This is a genomic window from Flavobacterium fryxellicola (genome assembly GCF_900143245.1).
Lineage (GTDB): Bacteria > Bacteroidota > Bacteroidia > Flavobacteriales > Flavobacteriaceae > Flavobacterium > Flavobacterium fryxellicola.
The window spans coordinates 14,556-33,853 of record NZ_FRDK01000004.1 but is presented as its reverse complement, the minus strand read 5'-3'; the positions used below and the strand labels follow the sequence as shown (position 1 = coordinate 33,853).

The window sequence follows — 19,298 nt, the reverse complement described above, 5'->3', positions numbered from 1 at the left end:
AATGACTCCACAGAAAATTATTACCTTTTTAGTTGTATTATTTTCCATATCCTCCACTTTTGCTCAGGAGAAATTTACGCTAAGCGGTACTATTATTGACGCAAACAGCAATGAAACTTTAATAGGCGTTAATGTAGTGCTGCCCGAATTAAAAACCGGAGTCACCACTAATGAATATGGCTTTTATTCCATTACTGTTCCAAAAGGAATATATACAGTGCAAATAAGCTATTTGGGATATCAAACGGTAGAGGAATTAATTAGTTTGAGTCAAAATATAAAAAACAATTTTAATTTATACAGTAATGAAACTGCTTTACAAGAAGTAATCATAACCGATACTAAAACAAAAATTGACATCAAGAAACCGGAAATGAGTGTCAACAAACTCTCGATTTCTGCCATTAAAAAAATGCCTGTTGTTTTGGGTGAAGTCGATGTTTTAAAATCCATTTTATTACTTCCCGGAGTTACTAATGCAGGTGAAGGTGCATCTGGCTTTAACGTTCGCGGTGGTGGAGCAGATCAAAATTTGATTTTACTGGACGAAGCAACCATTTTTAACTCCTCCCATGTTTTTGGTTTTTTCTCCGTTTTTAATCCGGATGCCATCAAGGATTTAAAATTATACAAAGGTGGAATTCCTGCACGTTTTGGAGGAAGAGCATCATCTGTTTTGGATATTTATCAAAAAGATGGTAACAGTAAAAGTTTTCATGTAAATGGCGGAATTGGATTAATTTCCAGTAGGATTTTGGCCGAAGGACCATTGGTAAAAGACAAAGGTTCGTTCCTTATTGGCGGCAGAAGTTCGTATGGACATTTATTCCTTAAGCTTTCCGAAGAACAAAAAAACAACTCTGTTTATTTTTATGATTTGAATACTAAATTGAGCTATAAAGTAGACAGCAACAACAGCTTATACTTATCTGGTTACTTTGGTAGGGATGTTTTTAGCTTAAATAAAAGCTTTACCAATATTTATGGGAATGCCACGGTTAACCTGCGCTGGAACCACTTATTTTCCGAAAAGTTATTTTCGAATTTGTCACTCATTTACAGCGATTACTATTATGGTTTAGATTTGGATTTTGTAGGTTTCAAATGGGATTCTGGCATCAAGAATTATAATATCAAATACGATTTTAAGAATTATATTTCGGATAAATTCAAATTGAATTACGGTGTAAATGGAATTTATTACGAGTTCAATCCTGGAACTATCAAACCTTCAAGTTCGGAATCTGGAATTAATTTTGATCAATTAGATAAAAAATACGCTTTTGAACCTGCACTGTACATTAACGCAGACCACGAAATATCCAATAAAATTGCCCTTTCCTACGGTCTTCGATACAGTATGTTTTATCGTTTAGGACAATCTACAGTGAATATTTATGAAAATGACAATCCAGTGCTATTCAATTCGGAATTACAGATTTATGAAAAAGCAACTCCTATCGGCACCAAATTTTATGACCGCAACAAAGTGATTCAAAGCTATAATTATCTGGAACCCCGTTTTTCATTGGCCTACCAAATTAACGACGACCAATCGATAAAAGCAAGCTACAATAGAATGGTGCAGTATCTACAATTGATTTCAAACACCGCATCCCCTACTCCACTGGATGTATGGACACCAAGTGATAATTTTATCAAACCTCAAATTGCTGATCAAGTAGCCTTGGGATATTTTAAAAACTTCCAAAAGGACATGTATTCCCTTGAAATAGAAACGTATTACAAAGAAGTTCAAAACCGATTGGACTATATTGATGGCGCTAATTTGATTGCTAATAAAGCCATTGAACAAATAATCCTCAATGGTCAATTAAGATCGTATGGTTTAGAAATCATGTTCCGCAAAAATGAAGGAAAATTTAATGGTTGGATTTCGTATACATTATCTAAATCAGAGCAACAGACTCCGGGAAGAACATCAATCGAAACTGGAATCAATAACGGGCAATGGTACAATTCAGTATATGATAAACTGCACAATATCGCGATTACCACTTCGTATAATTTAAATGAAAAATGGTCATTTGGAGCTAATTTTGCCCTCCAAACTGGACAACCAGTTACCTATCCTGTTGGTCAATATGAATACTTAGGCATCAATGTACCCAGTTATGGACTGAGAAATGAAAATCGACTCCCAGCATACCATCATTTAGATATTGCCGCAACGCTGACTCCAAAAAACAATAAGGACCGCCAGTGGAAAGGAGAATGGGTTTTTAGCATTTACAATTTGTACAACAGAAAAAATGCTGCTTCTATCAATTTCAGACAAAACGCAGATACTGGAAGTAACGAAGCCATAAAAACGTCAATCTTTGGTATTGTACCAGCTGTGAGTTACAACTTTAAATTTTAAGTCCCTCAACCATAAAAAAGTAAGGCAATCAAAAACAAAAAAAATGAAAAAAATAACACTCTTTTTAGTACTCCTAATGGCTGTTTTGGCAAGTAGTTGCGAAGATGTAATCGACGTTGATTTAGACAATGCGCCCCCAAAATTGGTCGTTGAAGCAGCAATCAATTGGAAAAAAGGAACTGTAGGAAATCAGCAAAAAATAAAACTAACTACCACAACTGGATTTTACAGTAATGCGATTCCAATAGTTTCAGGAGCGACAGTATCCATAAAAAACAGCGCTAATGTCGTTTTTACATTTTCAGAAATGGCAAATACGGGTGAATATAATTGTACTACTTTTGTTCCAATAATTAATGAAACCTATACGTTGACTATTATCAGCAATGGCAATACCTACACCGCCACCGAAACATTAAAAGCGGTTACTTCGATAACAAAAATTGTTCAAAACAACAAAGGCGGGTTCACAGGAACCGATGTAGAAATCAAAACATTTTATCAAGATCCACCGACTGAAACCAATTATTACTTGTACAAATATATGTATTCCAACCAAGTAAAATCAAACTTTTATGTAGATCAGGATGAATTTTTTAACGGCAACGAATTCTTTAGCATCTCACAAAACGACAATCTTAAAAAAGACGATACAATTGAAGTAAGTCACTTCGGAATTTCTAAAGCCTATTATAATTACATGAGTATCTTAGTGAGTATTGCTGGAAATAATGGCGGAGGACCATTTCAATCACCACCTGCAACCGTAAGGGGAAATGTTATGAACACAACTGATACTGCTAATTATCCATTGGGCTATTTCTCTCTTAGTGAAGTGGATATCAAAAAATACACTGTCGAATAAGTAGTAGCAAATCCTGCTATTCCTGACAAAACAGCTTCTTAACAACTTTCCAGTTCCGATAAAAAGCGCTTTGATTCCTCTTCCAAATGGTAGAAAAATAAAGCTCAGCAACTGTTTTAGTTTTTAGTTCAAATGAAATTTGCTGAACGCTATGAAAATAAAAGCAGCGCAGAGTAATCCAAAGTAGTGATGGAAGCAATAAAACGAGAACTTTTATTTACTTTTACGGCATAATGTATAATTCATAAATAAACATGTCTTCACACCATATCGTTCGCGATGACCAAGAACCTGCTTTAATCATCGCTAACGGCGCTTCCTGCAAACCAGAACTACTAGGCCAATTGCTGGAATGGTCTCCTCTGGTTGTGGTGTTAGACTCTGCCATGGTTCGTGTAATGGAGTTAGACATTAAAGTCGATATACTGCTAGGTGATTTCGACAGAGGATTTGATCCTGAAATTTACAAAACAACTCAATATCCAATCGAAATCATTCATACACCGGATCAGAATAAAACTGATTTAGAAAAGGCTTTTGACTATTTAATCGAAAGAAAAATACCGGCCGTAAATGTCGTTTGGGCAACTGGAAGAAGAGCCGATCATACGATTACGAATCTGACTAACATCACGCGATACAGAAATCTACTAAAAATTGTCATTCTGGACGATCATTCAAAAGTGTTTTTATTGCCTAAGAAATTCGAAAAATGGTATACGGCAAACACTCCTATTTCCTTAATCCCCATCGGTCATGTTACTGGAATTCACTCTGATAATTTATGCTATCCGTTAAAAGATGATAGTCTAACTATTGGTTATCGTACTGGGAGCAGCAATCATGTTATCAAAGATGGCATCGTAACAATAACACACGATGAAGGCGATTTATTGATGATGGAGTGCTTGGATTAGTATTTATTGAATCTTCAACAAGGCATCCCTTACAATCACATAATGGCTCCACGGAATAAAATGATTCGCTTTTTCGATCGTCAACGTATCGATTGATTTCGCATTAACCAACATTATTTTCATAAAAGCAACATTACTATACGGTACCAAAACATCTTTTGTTCCGTGAATAATCGTAACATCGCAAGTGATCTTTTTTAGCTCTGGCTGTAATAGTACCAAATCCTTTTTCAGCCACCAAAGTTCATCATTAGAAGGCCGTAATGCTCCTGGAATTAAATACCGCAATGGCGATGCTTTAATAACTGCTCTCCATTTCTCTGGATTTTCGGCCTTAGGATCTAAGGACCCAGCAAGTATCACCAATCGGGAATACCAAGAGGGATGATCCACCGCTAACTGAGACACAACTGGTCCGCCAACAGAATGACCCACCAAAATTAGCGGTTTTTTATTATCTATTTTTTTAATAAATGCAGCTATTCGTTGTGATTGCTCCTTTAAACTTTGAGCATTGCCAAAATCGCTGTATCCAAAACCCGGTCGATCAATTGCAATCATCCGATATTTCTTCAGCAATAAAGTATCTAGAAGATATTCTTTGAAAGCATTCCAGCTTCCAGGGGAACCATGAACAAAAAATAAAGTTGGATTTTGATCACTGCCTGTGGTTACATAATGAATCTTATAGCCGTCAAAAAGGATCGTGGAATCCTTAAAAGCTGTTTTTGAGGTTGCGAAGAATTTTCTGGTTTCCTTATTGGAATATCGCATCGTCACACACGACTGACACATAACAACATAAAAAACCACTAAACTATAAACGATGTACCTTTTTTTGAAATGAGATGAGAAGGGCATAATGGTCATTCTATTTGTATTTTTTATAAAAGTAACCGTTTTATGCTTTAAAAAAACCATCATTCTTTCATTTCCATTGCATATCCACTGTTTGAGGGATCTAAATAACCTATGCCCTTTTTACAAAATACTTATGCTTATATTTGCATCGAAATATAGAAAATGAAAGCGAAAAAGATTACCGAAAAGACGAATTTACATCCTAGAAATCGAGACAGATTTGGCTATAATTTTGAAGAATTAATAGAAAAATCTCCGGAATTGAAGTCCTTTGTTTCTATTAATGAGCACCAAATTGAAACCATCGATTTTAGTAATCCAGATGCTGTAAAATCCCTAAACAAAGCGTTATTGTTATCGCATTATGACATTCAAAACTGGGATATTCCTAAAAACTACCTTTGCCCTCCAATCCCTGGAAGAGCAGACTACGTTCATTATATAGCTGATTTATTAGCTTCAAGCAACAACGGAATCATTCCTGAGGGGGAAACAGTCCAAGGCTTAGATATTGGTGTAGGTGCCAACTGCATTTATCCAATTATAGGGAATTCTGCTTACGGTTGGAGTTTTGTAGGAACAGATATTGATTTAAAAGCTATTGAAAACTGCAGCGCCATCATTGAAGACAATCCAAAGTTGATTGATGCTATCAGTTTACAACAACAAACACAGTCGCGATTTATTTTTAAAAATATTATTACTCCAGAAGACAAATTTACGTTTACCATTTGTAATCCACCTTTTCATGCTTCCCAAGATGAGGCTACTAAAAGTACGGTACGAAAATTAAATAATTTAGAATCTCAAAGCGTCAGTACCAAAACTACGAAACCTGTTTTAAATTTTGGGGGTCATAATGCTGAATTATGGTGTGAAGGTGGTGAGCTAGGTTTCGTTACCCAAATGATTTATGAAAGTGCCAAATATCCAATGCAATGTTTGTGGTTTACTACTTTAATATCCAAAAAAGAAAATCTTTCTAGTCTTTACAAAACATTAAATAAGGTAAGTGCAGTCGAAATTAAAACAATTGATATGGCTCAAGGCCAAAAAACAAGTCGAATTGTCGCATGGACTTTTTTGAGTGATGCACAACAAAAAGCTTGGAAGTTCTAGAAGAAACAGTCGGTATTTAAATGCTACAGTCACTTCCAATCATCATTTATGATTGTAGGAACAATTCAGATAGACGTCTTCTTTCTCGCTCGTGATACACCATTTGTTTATTTAAAATGAAATACTAAAAAATAGTTCATTATTAAATCAGCAATTATAATCCTGAAAAAATTACTTTACCAAAAAAAACATACATCTATTTGTAAATAGTTGTATTTCTCTACGTTTTTAAGAATAAAAAGTTAATTTTAACTTAAAATTACATAAGTTTGATAGTGAAATCTTTGAAATCTCCTTGAGATAATTACTTCCAACCAATTAATATTGTAGAAAGAATAACAATTACACTGCCTTAAAAATAATGTAGTAATCGCATTCCTGTTGTCCTTTTTTTGCTATTAAAACATAAAAACAAGCTTAACCAAATTTTGTATTAAACAAATGAACTAATCCAAATTAAATTGTGAAAAGGCAAATACTGCACACCGACCTTATAGACGACTCCACGCTTTGGAACAATCTTAAAAAAGGGGATGAAAATGCTTTTTCAATGCTTTTTAAAAAGCATTACGCTCATTTAATACGTTATGGAAATTCCTTTATTCCGTTTCCTGAAAAAGTTCAGGATTGCGTTCAGGATGTTTTCACAGACATCTGGATTTACAAACATAAACTTAATGATTCAGTAATAGTAAAAGCTTATTTACTTTCTTGTGTACGCAAACGACTTACAAGAGCACAACAACGTGATCGTATTTTTCGTTTTAGTAGCGCTATAGAAACCGTAGATTTTCTGTTTGACTTTTCTATTGAACACGACCTTATTTCAGATGAAACGACAGCTTTTAAAGTTTCACATCTCAATCATTTAATTAATGATTTGCCTTCTCGACAAAAGGAAGCCTTGTACCTTCGATACCATCAAGAACTTAACGTAGACCAAATTGCCATTACACTAGACATTAATTATCAATCAGCAAATAATCTTTTGCACCGAGCATTGTTAAGCTTGCGCAAAGAATGGAAAGAAAAGAAATCCTTTTCTTAGTGCTATTTTAATTGGCAATTTAACATTCAAAAAATAATATAAAAAAACATCACTTTTAGTGAGTATCAATTAAAAAAAAGGTCCTTTCTACACTTGTAACCTCCTTTATTGATGCAACAACGTACTAATTATACCGAGATAGAACATTTTTTAGCTGACGAATCATTCCGTCTCTGGGTGTGTTTCAAAAATGACCTAAATAATTGGGAAGAGTGGACCCTAGAACATTCTAGTCGAGCTAAATTAGTAGAAGAAGCCAGATTATGGTTGTTAGCGATGTAAGTGCCGAATGATCAATTATCTTCGGATGCGGTTCAAGATGCGTTGCAAGCTACTTGGAATAAAATTGAAAGAACTGAGAAGAATAAAAAGGATATCGAAAAACCAGTTTTAAAACTCTTGAAAAAAAGATGGTTTGCTGGTGTAGCTGCTGTTTTGCTTTTAAGTCTGTTATCCGGGTGGTTGTACAATCAAAACAGGCCTTCTCAAAACTCAAAACTAACTTATAGTGAACTGATCAATACAAATGATGAGGGTTTAGTGGAACAAACCAACAACTCAGACAAACCTCAAATAATCACCCTATCTGATGGCAGTTCGGTATTATTGCAACCCAACAGCAAGTTAAGTTACCCTAAAATATTTGTTGGTGATGAAAGAAAAGTGTACCTCTCTGGTGAAGGCTTTTTCGAAATTAGTAAAAATCCTCAAAAACCATTTTTTGTATTTGCGAACGAAATCGTTACTAAAGTAGTAGGAACGAGCTTTAAAATAAAGGCATACGACAATCAACCCAATGTCGAAGTTGTAGTTCGAACGGGAAAAGTAAAAGTAAGATCTAATGCATTAATCGCCAATTCAAAAGACCAACTAATTGTTTTGTTGCCCAATCAAGCTTTACGATTCGTTCGAAAAAACTTCGTTTTTAATAAAATTACCGATATCACACTGGATCAATCTTTAAGTCAATCTGCCAGCAATATAGAGCAATTGGGATTTGAATTCACCGATATTCCGGTAGCACAAATTTTCAAAACTATTGAACAGGCCTATTTAGTAAAAATTGATTTCCCTCAAACAAAATTAAAGGACTGCTATCTCACCACCTCTTTAGGCGATCAACCATTACCAGAGAAACTAAAAATTATATGCAAAAGCCTTGGAAATAATACCAGCTATGAAATGAATGGAAACCAAATCATCATTATATCAGACGGATGTAACTAATAATATCTTGCCTATGAAGTAAATTATGCATTAGAAAATAGCGCCGAAAATGCTGTAACATTCTCGACGCTTTGAATAAAATCAATTCACTCTCTGTAAAGAGCAATTGGTATGTTCTCCCAATAACCAAACTAACGAATATTAAAACAACAAACCAAAATTATGAAAAAAACTGTCTTCAAACAACGACTATTTATTCGAATCATGAAAATAACCCTATTTCAATTTGTTTTAGCATTTGTCTTTTCAAGTGTTACGATAGCGAATAATATCAGAGGTCAAAAAAAACTGGACACAAAGGTTACCATAACTGTAACTGATTTAAACTTAGACACTGCATTAACGAAACTTGAAAAACTAGCCCATGTCAAGTTTTCGTACAATTCAAGAATGACACAATTAAATCAAAAAGTGAGTGTTTATGCTACTAATGAAGCATTATCAAGTGTACTAACCCGTATTTTGAAACCGCTTAAAATGAATTATATTGAAGTCAGCAATCAGATTATTCTACAAAAAGAAGGAATTGCCAACGCAGGAAGTACCGGAGAATTTTTCTCTGATTTAAATCAAAATGCAATAGCCGAAATTATCAAAGGCCGCGTTGTTGATGAAAAAGGAGAATCGTTACCTGGCGTTACAATTATTGTTAAAGGAACTACAAAAGGAACTACAACAGATATTGATGGAACCTATAGTATCAGTGCTGAAATTGGAGATATCTTACAATTTTCTTATGTGGGATTAGAAACTAAATCGGTTACGGTAACTGGCACTAAATTGAATGTTACTTTAATGAGAAGCGGCGAAACACTGCAAGATGTTGTCGTAATTGGATCCCGAAATCCAACTAGAACAGTTACTGAATCTGCAGTACCTATTGATGTGATTTCTATGAAAGAGATTGCCTCACAAGGTGCTCAAACGAATTTGAATCAAATTTTAAATATGGTTGCGCCATCATTTACATCGAATACAACTACTGTAGCTGATGGAACCGATCACATTGACCCAGCGCAATTAAGAGGTTTAGGACCAGACCAAGTTTTAGTTTTATTAAATGGAAAACGACGTCATACATCCTCTTTGGTAAACATCAATGGATCACCTGGTAGAGGAGCTGTGGGTACCGACTTGAATTCCATTCCTGCTTTTGCTATCGAAAAAATTGAAGTATTAAGAGATGGAGCTTCAGCTCAATATGGCTCAGATGCTATTGCTGGTGTGATCAACATCAACATGAAAAAAGATACTAAAAAATTGGAAATAAACCTTTTTGGAGGAAGTCATTTTTCTAAAAATGCAAACGACCATACCGGTGGAAATGATGGAAACAACATTCAAATTGACTTAAACTATGGCACAAACCTAGGGAAAGAAAAAAGCTTTATCAATGTTACTGCAAGCGCTCAATTGAGAGGTCAAACAAGTCGCGCCAGAGAAGTAACTGGAAATTTATTCAACCGATATAATGCTGTTGAAGAAAGAGCTAGAATAGCAGGTATCAATATCAATAGTTTATATGCGAATACGTTAAACACTACTCCTGGTTTTTATAACGGTTTACTGAATACAATTAATACGTATGCGCAACAAGTAAATTATTTTGATGCGACTACAAAAGCAGCTATTCAAACCGCCGCGTCTTCAGGAAATTTAGCGGGAATGAGAACTTTGTTAGGAGCTGACGTAACTGCTAACGAATTAGCTGCAAGAAGCTTAGTAAGAAATGATTTTAATATGAGAGTAGGTCAATCATCACTTCAAAGTTCGCAATTCTTTGTAAATGCTGCCTATCCCTTAACTGATAAATTAGAATTGTATGCTTTTGGAGGGAATAGCCATAGAACTGGTGAAGCTGCTGGATTTTACAGAAGACCAAATCAATCTAGATCTTACACCGGCTTGTATCCAAATGGTTTTTTACCTGAAATTCATTCGACAATTAACGATATTTCAGCAGCAGCAGGATTGCGAGGTACCATTTTTGGTAATTGGAATTTTGACTTAAGTAATACTTTTGGTAGAAACAGTTTTGATTATGGTGTTGAGAACACCGTCAATTCTTCCATGAGAGAAAATTCCCCAACTACTTTTGATGCAGGTGGATTAGCATTTAGCCAAAACACAACCAATTTTGACATGAATCAAAAATTTGGTGCTTTAAATGTTGCTTTCGGAGCTGAATACAGAAATGAAAAATATAGCATTAATGCTGGACAGCCAGAATCATATAATTTATATGATATAAACGGTAATGTTGCTTTACCAGGAGTTACACCCGCTAATCTTATCGTTACCGATTTCTTTGGATCTATTAGAGGAAATGGTTCGCAAGTATTTCCAGGTTTCAGACCTGCAAACGCAGTTGATAAAGGACGGAACAGTGCCGCTATTTATGGAGATCTTGAATATGATGTTACAGAAAAATGGTTATTGAACGGAGCTGTTCGTTTTGAAAACTATTCAGATTTTGGAAACACTACTAATTTTAAAGTTGCCAGTCGTTATAAACTAACAGACAACATTAATTTGCGTGGTGCCGTTTCAACAGGTTTCCGTGCCCCATCGTTACACCAAATCAATTTTAACGCTACAGCTACGCAATTTGTTGGTGGCGTACCTTTTGAAGTTAGTACATTTAGTAATGATTCCCCGGCAGCTAAAGCCCTTGGAATTCCACAATTGAAACAAGAAGAATCTAAAAGTGCCAGTATTGGTTTTACCGCTAAAATTCCAGAAGGAAACATTACTCTAACTGCCGATGCTTACATTGTAAGAATAGATGACAGAGTGACTTTGACGGATCAATTTTCTCGTCCATCGGGAACGTTTGCAACGGGAACACCACAAAGAGAGCTTCAATTACAATTTGATCAAGCTGGAGCAAATGCGGCTACTTTTTTTGCCAATGCTATTAGTACAGAGTCTAAAGGAATTGATATCATTATAACACATAAACTAAATTTAGGAGCTGTAGTAATCAAATCTGATTTAGCTACTACTTTTTCTCAAACAAGACAAGTGGGTGCTATACAAGGATCACCTACTTTGATTGCCAATGGTCAAATAAACCGTTATTTTTCTGAAATGAGCAGAATCTATTTAGAAGAAGCAATACCTAGAGTTAAAGGAAATTTAACCAACTCTTTTACTTATAAAAAATTCGATTTCTTTTTAAGAAATGTTTATTTTGGACAGGTTACAGATCCTAATACGGCTGATGTAAATGGAGATGGAAGAGTTGAAGGAGCAATAATAAATGGTCAAGCAGTCGAAATTGAGCATCCAACATGGGGCGCAAAAATAATCACTGATTTATCTATTGGTTTCAAAATTACTGGAGCTGCAAAAGTTGTAATTGGAGCTAACAATGTTTTTGACATATATCCAGATGCAAATCTTGGTTCACAAACTGCAATCAGACCTAGATTAGTATCCGGAGCTATTGATTACACAGCTGCACCATCCACAATTGACTTATCAAATGCAAATCAATTTGTATATTCAAGAAACACCTCTCAATTTGGCATGAACGGAAGATTTCTTTTCGCTAGATTAAGCTTGAGTTTCTAGAGTTTGCCATTTTTAACTAAAAACCATTCGCCTGCGCGAATGGTTTTTTTTTGGCTTAAACTTTGGAAAAAAAGAAGCCAAACTTTGTACCTTTGCTGCTGTAAAACTTTGCCCCTTAATACAGATGAATTTCCAAGTAGTATCCGATTACCAACCCAAAGGCGACCAACCCCAAGCGATTGAAAAATTAGTTCAGGGAATTACTGAGGGCGATAAATTCCAAACACTTTTAGGTGTTACTGGATCTGGGAAAACATTTACAGTGGCTAATGTCATTCAAGAAGTGCAAAGACCTACTTTGGTTTTAGCACACAACAAAACTTTGGCGGCACAACTGTATTCCGAATTCAAACAGTTTTTTCCGAATAATGCCGTGGAATATTTCGTTTCCTATTACGATTATTACCAGCCCGAAGCTTTTATGCCTGTAACCGGTGTTTTTATTGAAAAGGATTTGTCTATCAATGAAGAACTGGAAAAAATGAGAATGTCAACCACTGCTTCGTTACTCTCCGGACGTAGAGACATTTTGGTAGTGGCATCGGTTTCCTGTTTGTATGGTATTGGAAACCCTATAGAATTTCAGAAAAATTTAATACCAATTGAAAAAGGACAAATCATTTCGAGAACCAAATTACTGCATCAGTTAGTTCAAAGTTTGTATTCCCGAACGGAAGCCGATTTCAATCCTGGAAGTTTCAGGATAAAAGGCGACACGGTAGATGTTTATCCTAGTTATGCTGATGAAGCGTATCGAATTCATTTCTTTGGTGATGAAATAGAGGAAATTGAAAGTTTCGATACAAAGAATTCTCAAGTTCTTGAAAAATTTGATAAACTAACCATTTATCCCGCCAATATGTTTGTAACATCACCAGATGTACTGCAAGGCGCCATTTGGGAAATCCAACAAGATTTAGTAAAACAAGTTGATTATTTCAAGGAAATTGGAAAACCTTTAGAAGCAAAACGATTGGAAGAACGCACCAATTTTGATTTGGAAATGATTCGGGAATTGGGTTATTGCTCCGGTATCGAAAATTATTCCCGTTATCTTGATGGACGTTTGCCAGGAACTAGACCTTTTTGTTTATTAGATTATTTCCCTAAAGATTATTTAATGGTGGTGGATGAAAGTCACGTAACGCTATCGCAAGTAAGCGCTATGTATGGCGGAGATAGAAGCCGAAAAGAAAATTTGGTTGAATACGGTTTCCGGCTACCCGCTGCAATGGACAATCGACCGTTGAAATTTGAGGAATTTGAGGCGATGCAAAATCAGGTAATTTACGTTTCAGCAACACCAGCCGATTATGAGTTGCAAAAAACGGAAGGTGTAGTTGTAGAGCAGGTAATTCGCCCAACCGGCCTGTTAGATCCAATTATTGAAATCCGACCAAGTTTAAACCAAATTGATGATTTAATTGAAGAAATTCAAGTTCGAGCAGAACTAGACGAACGCGTTTTAGTGACCACTTTAACCAAAAGAATGGCCGAAGAATTAGCTAAATATTTAACAAAAGTCAATATTCGGTGTCGTTACATTCACTCGGAAGTGGATACATTGGAACGAATAGAAATCATGCAAGATTTGCGAAAAGGAATTTTTGATGTCTTAATAGGTGTTAATTTACTTCGTGAAGGATTGGATTTACCAGAAGTTTCTTTGGTAGCCATATTAGATGCAGATAAAGAAGGTTTTTTACGCAGCCACCGTTCGCTTACACAAACCATTGGTCGTGCCGCAAGAAATTTGAATGGAAAAGCAATTATGTATGCGGATAAAATCACCAATAGCATGCAAAAAACTATTGATGAAACCAATTATCGCAGAACCAAACAGATAAATCACAACACAGAAAACAACTTGGTTCCGATGGCTTTAAACAAAAAAATCGAGAGCGCCTTTACTAAAAATCCATTGGCAGATTATGAATTAGGACTTACTTTGAACTCGGCTGCCGAACCGGAAACAACCTATATGTCCAAACCGGAAATCGAGAAAATCATCAGAGAGAAACGCAAATCAATGGAGAAAGCCGCAAAAGATTTAGACTTTATGCAAGCAGCAAAATTGCGGGATGACATCAAGAGATTACAAGGCCAATTGGCCTAATTATGCTGCTCCTGAAAAACATTCAATAAAACTTCGGCATCAATAATTGCATTTGGCGCTTCATTCATCAACTTAAGAATGCGCTTTGTCGCTAGTGGATTAAGTCCCATCTCAATTGCAATTTGCTGAATTGCGATCGCTTCTTTTTTATGTAAAATTCCATCACAATACATCAATAGAGCCAATCTATAAAATTGTTGTATCCGTTGAAATTCAGTTTTTATAGGTATTAAAGGTAATTCTTGATGAAAAAAATCTTTAAAAACAGTACTATCTAAACTCAATTCTTTGGCGACAATTTCTAAAAATTCATATTCTCTTTTATGCAAATGTCCGTCAACTGTAGAAAAAGCAATCATTTCTAAAAGTAAACTCCTCTTTTCTTCAAATGTATTCATCAAATTATTATTTTTAGCTAAAATATTGTTTTTAAATCAAAACACAAAACATAATAATGATTCGACCACTGTTCCTGCTCCTACTTTTATTTTTCACGATAGCAAAAATTACTGCGCAGGAAGCTAAACTACCTCTGCTCAGCACCGCTTCAAAACAAGTTTCTACTTTTACAATTGAAGCACCACTATTTCAAACAGCAAGAAAAATTTGGGTGTATTTACCAAAAAATTATGTGAATTCTAAAAAGAACTATTCTGTACTTTATATGCATGATGCGCAAAATTTATTTGACACTAAAACATCATATAGTGGAGAATGGAATATAGACGAAAAACTCGATAGTCTAAGTGCTCCCGTAATTGTGATAGGAATTGAGCATGGAAACGACAAACGAATGGATGAATTAACGCCTTTCAAAAATGAAAAATATGGTGGAGGAAAAGCGGATGATTATTTAGCATTCATAGTTAATACATTAAAACCACTAATTGACCAAAAGTATAGGACCAAAGCGGACAAAAAACATACTATAATAATGGGAAGTTCCTTAGGAGGTTTGAATTCTTTTTATGCAATTTTAAAATACCCAAAAGTATTCGGCAAAGCAGGAGTTTTCTCGCCTTCTTTTTGGTTCACTAAAGACATCTACAAACTAACCGAGGAATCGAAAAAGATAAAGGCAAAAATCTATTTTCTATTTGGAGATAATGAAAGTGACGATATGGTTTCTGATGTAAACAAAATGGAAAATTTATTAAATTCAAACAGATGCTACTGCCTAAATTTGAATGAGAAAAAAATTGTAAAAGGCGGACAGCACAACGAAAAACTGTGGCGCGATGGTTTTGTAAAGGCCCTTTTATGGCTCGGCTTCTAAATAATATTGATACATTAATTACTAAAATCATTTGCAAAATGGAATTAATCCTAAGAGAATATAACCTCAAATTAAAGCACACCTTCACGATTTCGAGAGAGTCAATAGACTTTCAACCCTCTTTGATTGTGGAATTAAAGAGCGATGGGTTTTCCGGTTTTGGCGAGGCAACTTCTAATCCGTATTACAAGACGACAGTTCCAATGATGATGATACATTTAGAAAAAATTCGTACTCTAATTGAAGCTACCAAAAATGAAACTCCAGAAGAATTTTGGGCAATGATTCATCCCTATTTACAGCACGATATGTTTGCATTATGCGCTTTGGACATGGCTTATAATGATTTGTATGCACGTAAAAAAGGAAAAAAGTTATATGAATTATGGGATTATTCCATTGATAAAAATCCATTGACAGATTACACGATCGGAATTGCTTCTATCGAAAAAATGGTCGCTAAAATGAAGGAACTTCCTTGGCCGATTTATAAAATAAAATTGGGCACCAAAGAAGATCTTGCCATTGTCGCAGCACTTCGAAAGCACACCAATGCGGTTTTTAGAATTGATGCTAATTGTGGTTGGACTGTAGAAGAAACCATAAATAATGCTATTGAATTAAAAAAATTGGGTGTGGAATTTTTGGAACAACCTCTAAAAGCTGACAATTGGGAAGGACACAAGGAAGTTTTCAAACATTCGGTCTTACCAATAATAGCTGATGAAAGTTGCATTATAGAAGAAGATGTTGCAAAGTGTCAATATCACTTCCATGGTGTAAATGTCAAATTAGTAAAATGTGGTGGACTAACCCCTGGAAGACGAATGATTGAAGAAGCTAAAAAATTAGGTTTGAAAACTATGGTAGGTTGCATGGCAGAATCTACGGTAGGGATATCCGCAATTGCCCATTTATTGCCACAATTAGACTTTGTAGACATGGACGGCGCACTCCTTTTGGCAGAAGATATTGCTACCGGCATAACACTAGATTTTGGTAAAATAACCTATTCTGATCGCAACGGAACCGGTGTAACTTTAATTTAATTTAAAAATGGAAGTCAACCAATTTCCGGATCGTACCATTGAGATTAATAACGAAGAATACCTCTATTTTGGCGGAACGGCTTATTTGGGTTTACCAACGCATTCCGCATTTCAAAAACTGCTCATCAAAAACATTCTGCGATGGGGAACAGCGTATGGAAGTTCGAGAAGTGCCAATATCCAACTTACGGCGTACGAAGAGGGAGAACGTTTTTTAGCAGATTTCATTAAAGCAGACGCTGCGCTAACGGTTTCTTCAGGCATGCTTGCGGGAAAATTAGTTGTTGAAGCAGTAACATCTGAAACCAATTGTTTTTTTCATTTTCCAGATACACATACTGCTTTAAAGACAAATAATAGTCTTCCTTTTTACATTGGAGAAAAATTAAATCCTCGCTTGCTGGATCATGTAAAGGAAAAAATCACGATTCTAACTGATTCGGTACCCTCTTTTCAAGTTAAACCAATCGATCTTTCCACTCTAAATTTGATCTCAAACACTAAAGAAATCACTTTGGTTGTTGATGAATCACATTCACTCGGGATTTTGGGAACAAACGGTTGCGGAATTTTCTCCACTATTAACCTTCCTACTATTAAAAGGAAAGTTATGATCGCCTCTTTGGGTAAAGCTTTTGGTTTAACAGGAGGCGTTATTGCCAGTGATTCTAATTTTATCAATCAAATAAAAACTCAGGATACTTTTGTATCTAGTGCTGGAATGAATGCCGCGTTCAGCCAAACCATGACTGATGCAGCAGGAATCTATTTACAACAGCATCAAAAATTAAAGGACAATTTAGACTATATTAATACGCACTTGATTAAAAATAAAACCATCCATTTTGCTCCAGACTATCCGCTAATTTACCCTAGAATGAAGGGAATTAATGCCGTTTTACATTCGAATAAAATCATTATCACTACTTTTAAATACACTGCAGGCGAGAAGGAATTGAATAGAATTGTGATTACTGCCAACCATAAAAAAGAAGATTTGGATGCCATAATTTCTATTCTGAACCAAAACCAATTCTAAATTAAAATTGTAGGGTAATTGCTTTTTAACCGTACCTTTGTAAAAAATAAAAATGATGACTAACAACGATATCTTTAAAAAACTTCGTGTGGCTTTAATGCTTCGCGACGATCAAATAGTTGAAATATTAGAATTGGTAGATTTTAGAATCACTAAATCAGAATTGGGTGCTTTTTTTCGTGATGAAAAACATGAAAATTATATGGAATGTGGTGACCAAGTGTTGCGTAATTTCCTAAATGCATTAGTAATTCACTTGCGTGGAACGAAAGAAAATCCAAAAAACCCAAATGATGTTTTAGCCAAGCACAAAGCGCAAATCCCGGCTAAAGAAGGATCTAAAGACCGACCTGAATTTAAAGCAAAACCAAGAGACGAAGAAAAGTCAAGAGGTGATGAAGCCCCTTCAAAATCGAGACCCGCTGCAAAAAACACTTCTAAAAAACAATATCCAAAAGGAAATTCAAAAGTTCAGATAGTGGAGAAAGTAAAATTTAACTTCGGTAAAAATAAAAAATCATAAACGTGAAAACGGCATTGATTATAGGAAGCACCGGTTTAATAGGGTCACAACTATTGAATTTACTTTTAGACAGTAATGACTATATAAAAGTGATCTCTTTCGTAAAAAGAGACACTGGAATAAAGCATAAAAAATTAACACAGCACATTATTGATTTCGATAAGCCAGAAACGTATAAAGAAGTAGTCGTTGGCGATGATTTCTTTTGTACTATTGGCACAACTATCAAAAGTGCGGGAAGTAAAAATGCTTTCAGAAAAGTAGACTTTGAATATCCAAAACAGTTCGCCGCATTTGCATTGCAACACAAGGTCAATCAATTCCTGCTTATTTCATCCCTAGGAGCTGATGAAAATTCGAGTAATTTTTATTTAAAAACTAAAGGCGAAATTGAAAATTTTCTTAAAAATTGTGATTTCGAAAGTGTTTCAATCTTGCAACCATCCCTTCTTTTAGGAAATCGAACCGAATTTAGATTAGGAGAAAAACTCGGTGCATTTTTCATGAAAACATTTTCTTTTTTATTCCTTGGAAACATAAAAAAATACAAACCCATTGAAAGTAAAACCGTAGCCAAAGCACTTTTAAAAATTGCCCAAACAAATACTAAAGGTTTTAAAATATATGAATCGGATGCGATTCAAGAAATTGCAAATTAAATTGACATCATAAATCCTGTTCACCATGAACAGGATTTTTTTGTATCTTAGCTTTACGATAGCATAATAAACTGAATCCGTAATGAAAAAACTCCTAACTGCAGCACTACTACTCATCACTACTTTGATTTTTGGTCAGAATAGTGAAAAAGAGGAAGCAGTCATGTTTCTAGATTCAAACTTAGTACCAAAAAATACAATTAAATACATACCAGCGGAAGAAATTGAATCTGTACATGTTGACAAGAAAAACGTTAGAATAAATGGCAAAAGCTATGCTGGACAAATTCATATCACTTCCAAGAATCCAACCAAATATGACTTTATAAGTTTAGATCAAATCAAATCTGAATATACCGACATAAAAAAAAGCGATGTCATCTATATGATAAATGGAGAATTTATGAAGGAGAATAGTGCTACTTTCAAATTAGACCGCCACTATATTTTAACGGTTGAAGTTACCAATTCAAGTGAACTTTATAATTTCAGAAAAAGCGACACTAAATTTGATATTATAAACATCTTGGGAAAAACCAAAGAAAATTTAGACAATAAAAACAAGATTTTATTAAGAGGCTACGAATCAATTGGCATCAAGTAGCAATCACTGAAAATCAACTACAACTAATTGTAAGCT

At 34.9% G+C, this 19,298-nt stretch carries 16 protein-coding genes; 14 read left to right on the top strand and 2 right to left on the bottom strand.

What is annotated here, in order from left to right; genetic code table 11:
- Position 1 precedes the first annotated feature (1 nt).
- The 3 genes from BUA03_RS08005 to BUA03_RS07995 all read left to right on the top strand — a co-directional run bounded on the left by BUA03_RS08005 (position 2) and on the right by BUA03_RS07995 (position 4,165).
- Positions 2 to 2,383, top strand: coding sequence for a TonB-dependent receptor (locus BUA03_RS08005; RefSeq protein ID WP_066081772.1), 2,382 nt, complete (start codon positions 2 to 4; stop codon positions 2,381 to 2,383).
- Positions 2,384 to 2,426: 43 nt separating this feature from the next.
- The gene (locus BUA03_RS08000; protein WP_066081774.1) at positions 2,427 to 3,248 is read left to right on the top strand and encodes a DUF4249 domain-containing protein; all 822 of its coding nucleotides are present in this window, start codon (positions 2,427 to 2,429) and stop codon (positions 3,246 to 3,248) included.
- Between the two features lie 254 nt (positions 3,249 to 3,502).
- A complete protein-coding gene (locus BUA03_RS07995; protein ID WP_066081776.1) occupies positions 3,503 to 4,165 on the top strand; it encodes a thiamine diphosphokinase in 663 nt (220 codons plus the stop codon).
- 3 nt (positions 4,166 to 4,168) lie between these two features.
- On the opposite strand, the gene BUA03_RS07990 is transcribed toward BUA03_RS07995, so the two are convergent.
- Complete coding sequence (locus tag BUA03_RS07990) at positions 4,169 to 5,089, bottom strand: alpha/beta fold hydrolase (RefSeq protein ID WP_082854350.1); 921 nt, start codon at positions 5,087 to 5,089, stop codon at positions 4,169 to 4,171.
- A 99-nt stretch (positions 5,090 to 5,188) separates the two neighbouring features.
- Here BUA03_RS07990 and rlmF point away from each other — a divergent pair, with 99 nt between their 5' ends.
- The 5 genes from rlmF (at position 5,189) to uvrB (ending at position 14,112) form a co-directional block, all read left to right on the top strand.
- On the top strand, positions 5,189 to 6,145 hold the full coding sequence (rlmF, locus tag BUA03_RS07985) for a 23S rRNA (adenine(1618)-N(6))-methyltransferase RlmF (protein WP_066081780.1): 957 nt from the start codon (positions 5,189 to 5,191) through the stop codon (positions 6,143 to 6,145).
- A 463-nt stretch (positions 6,146 to 6,608) separates the two neighbouring features.
- Positions 6,609 to 7,193: an RNA polymerase sigma factor gene (locus BUA03_RS07980; protein ID WP_066081781.1), complete on the top strand. Its 585-nt coding sequence runs from the start codon at positions 6,609 to 6,611 to the stop codon at positions 7,191 to 7,193.
- Positions 7,194 to 7,475: 282 nt separating this feature from the next.
- Positions 7,476 to 8,420 carry a FecR family protein gene (locus BUA03_RS07975; protein WP_245792585.1) on the top strand — a complete coding sequence of 315 codons (945 nt, stop codon included), beginning with the start codon at positions 7,476 to 7,478 and terminating at the stop codon, positions 8,418 to 8,420.
- A 162-nt stretch (positions 8,421 to 8,582) separates the two neighbouring features.
- Positions 8,583 to 11,996 (top strand): TonB-dependent receptor, encoded by a 3,414-nt coding sequence (locus BUA03_RS07970; protein ID WP_245792583.1) that lies wholly within the window; start codon positions 8,583 to 8,585, stop codon positions 11,994 to 11,996.
- 124 nt (positions 11,997 to 12,120) lie between these two features.
- Positions 12,121 to 14,112, top strand: a complete 1,992-nt coding sequence (gene uvrB / locus BUA03_RS07965) for an excinuclease ABC subunit UvrB (RefSeq protein WP_066081783.1) — start codon at positions 12,121 to 12,123, stop codon at positions 14,110 to 14,112.
- Here uvrB and BUA03_RS07960 read toward each other — a convergent pair.
- Positions 14,109 to 14,510: an excinuclease ABC subunit B gene (locus BUA03_RS07960; RefSeq protein ID WP_066081785.1), complete on the bottom strand. Its 402-nt coding sequence runs from the start codon at positions 14,508 to 14,510 to the stop codon at positions 14,109 to 14,111. The two genes, uvrB and BUA03_RS07960, sit on opposite strands and share 4 nt — an antisense overlap.
- A 56-nt stretch (positions 14,511 to 14,566) precedes the next feature.
- Here BUA03_RS07960 and BUA03_RS07955 point away from each other — a divergent pair, with 56 nt between their 5' ends.
- The 6 genes from BUA03_RS07955 to BUA03_RS07930 all read left to right on the top strand — a co-directional run bounded on the left by BUA03_RS07955 (position 14,567) and on the right by BUA03_RS07930 (position 19,262).
- Positions 14,567 to 15,388: an alpha/beta hydrolase gene (locus BUA03_RS07955; RefSeq protein WP_066081787.1), complete on the top strand. Its 822-nt coding sequence runs from the start codon at positions 14,567 to 14,569 to the stop codon at positions 15,386 to 15,388.
- A 38-nt stretch (positions 15,389 to 15,426) separates the two neighbouring features.
- Positions 15,427 to 16,437 carry a dipeptide epimerase gene (locus BUA03_RS07950; protein WP_066081789.1) on the top strand — a complete coding sequence of 337 codons (1,011 nt, stop codon included), beginning with the start codon at positions 15,427 to 15,429 and terminating at the stop codon, positions 16,435 to 16,437.
- Positions 16,438 to 16,444: 7 nt separating this feature from the next.
- The gene (locus tag BUA03_RS07945) at positions 16,445 to 17,476 is read left to right on the top strand and encodes an aminotransferase class I/II-fold pyridoxal phosphate-dependent enzyme (protein ID WP_066081791.1); all 1,032 of its coding nucleotides are present in this window, start codon (positions 16,445 to 16,447) and stop codon (positions 17,474 to 17,476) included.
- A 55-nt stretch (positions 17,477 to 17,531) separates the two neighbouring features.
- Positions 17,532 to 17,999, top strand: coding sequence for a DUF1456 family protein (locus tag BUA03_RS07940; RefSeq protein ID WP_066081793.1), 468 nt, complete (start codon positions 17,532 to 17,534; stop codon positions 17,997 to 17,999).
- A gap of 2 nt (positions 18,000 to 18,001) precedes the next feature.
- On the top strand, positions 18,002 to 18,658 hold the full coding sequence (locus BUA03_RS07935) for an NAD(P)H-binding protein (RefSeq protein ID WP_066081795.1): 657 nt from the start codon (positions 18,002 to 18,004) through the stop codon (positions 18,656 to 18,658).
- Between the two features lie 82 nt (positions 18,659 to 18,740).
- Positions 18,741 to 19,262 carry a hypothetical protein gene (locus tag BUA03_RS07930; protein ID WP_066081797.1) on the top strand — a complete coding sequence of 174 codons (522 nt, stop codon included), beginning with the start codon at positions 18,741 to 18,743 and terminating at the stop codon, positions 19,260 to 19,262.
- Positions 19,263 to 19,298 lie beyond the last annotated feature (36 nt).

Excerpts from the sequence above, each read along its gene's own strand:
- BUA03_RS08005 (WP_066081772.1), top strand. The coding sequence starts at position 2 with ATGACTCCACAGAAAATTATTACCTTTTTAGTTGTATTATTTTCCATA.
- BUA03_RS08000 (WP_066081774.1), top strand. The coding sequence starts at position 2,427 with ATGAAAAAAATAACACTCTTTTTAGTACTCCTAATGGCTGTTTTGGCA.
- BUA03_RS07995 (WP_066081776.1), top strand. The coding sequence starts at position 3,503 with ATGTCTTCACACCATATCGTTCGCGATGACCAAGAACCTGCTTTAATC.
- BUA03_RS07990 (WP_082854350.1), bottom strand. The coding sequence starts at position 5,089 with ATGATGGTTTTTTTAAAGCATAAAACGGTTACTTTTATAAAAAATACA.
- rlmF (WP_066081780.1), top strand. The coding sequence starts at position 5,189 with ATGAAAGCGAAAAAGATTACCGAAAAGACGAATTTACATCCTAGAAAT.
- BUA03_RS07970 (WP_245792583.1), top strand. The coding sequence starts at position 8,583 with ATGAAAAAAACTGTCTTCAAACAACGACTATTTATTCGAATCATGAAA.
- uvrB (WP_066081783.1), top strand. The coding sequence starts at position 12,121 with ATGAATTTCCAAGTAGTATCCGATTACCAACCCAAAGGCGACCAACCC.
- BUA03_RS07960 (WP_066081785.1), bottom strand. The coding sequence starts at position 14,510 with ATGAATACATTTGAAGAAAAGAGGAGTTTACTTTTAGAAATGATTGCT.
- BUA03_RS07955 (WP_066081787.1), top strand. The coding sequence starts at position 14,567 with ATGATTCGACCACTGTTCCTGCTCCTACTTTTATTTTTCACGATAGCA.
- BUA03_RS07950 (WP_066081789.1), top strand. The coding sequence starts at position 15,427 with ATGGAATTAATCCTAAGAGAATATAACCTCAAATTAAAGCACACCTTC.
- BUA03_RS07945 (WP_066081791.1), top strand. The coding sequence starts at position 16,445 with ATGGAAGTCAACCAATTTCCGGATCGTACCATTGAGATTAATAACGAA.
- BUA03_RS07940 (WP_066081793.1), top strand. The coding sequence starts at position 17,532 with ATGACTAACAACGATATCTTTAAAAAACTTCGTGTGGCTTTAATGCTT.
- BUA03_RS07930 (WP_066081797.1), top strand. The coding sequence starts at position 18,741 with ATGAAAAAACTCCTAACTGCAGCACTACTACTCATCACTACTTTGATT.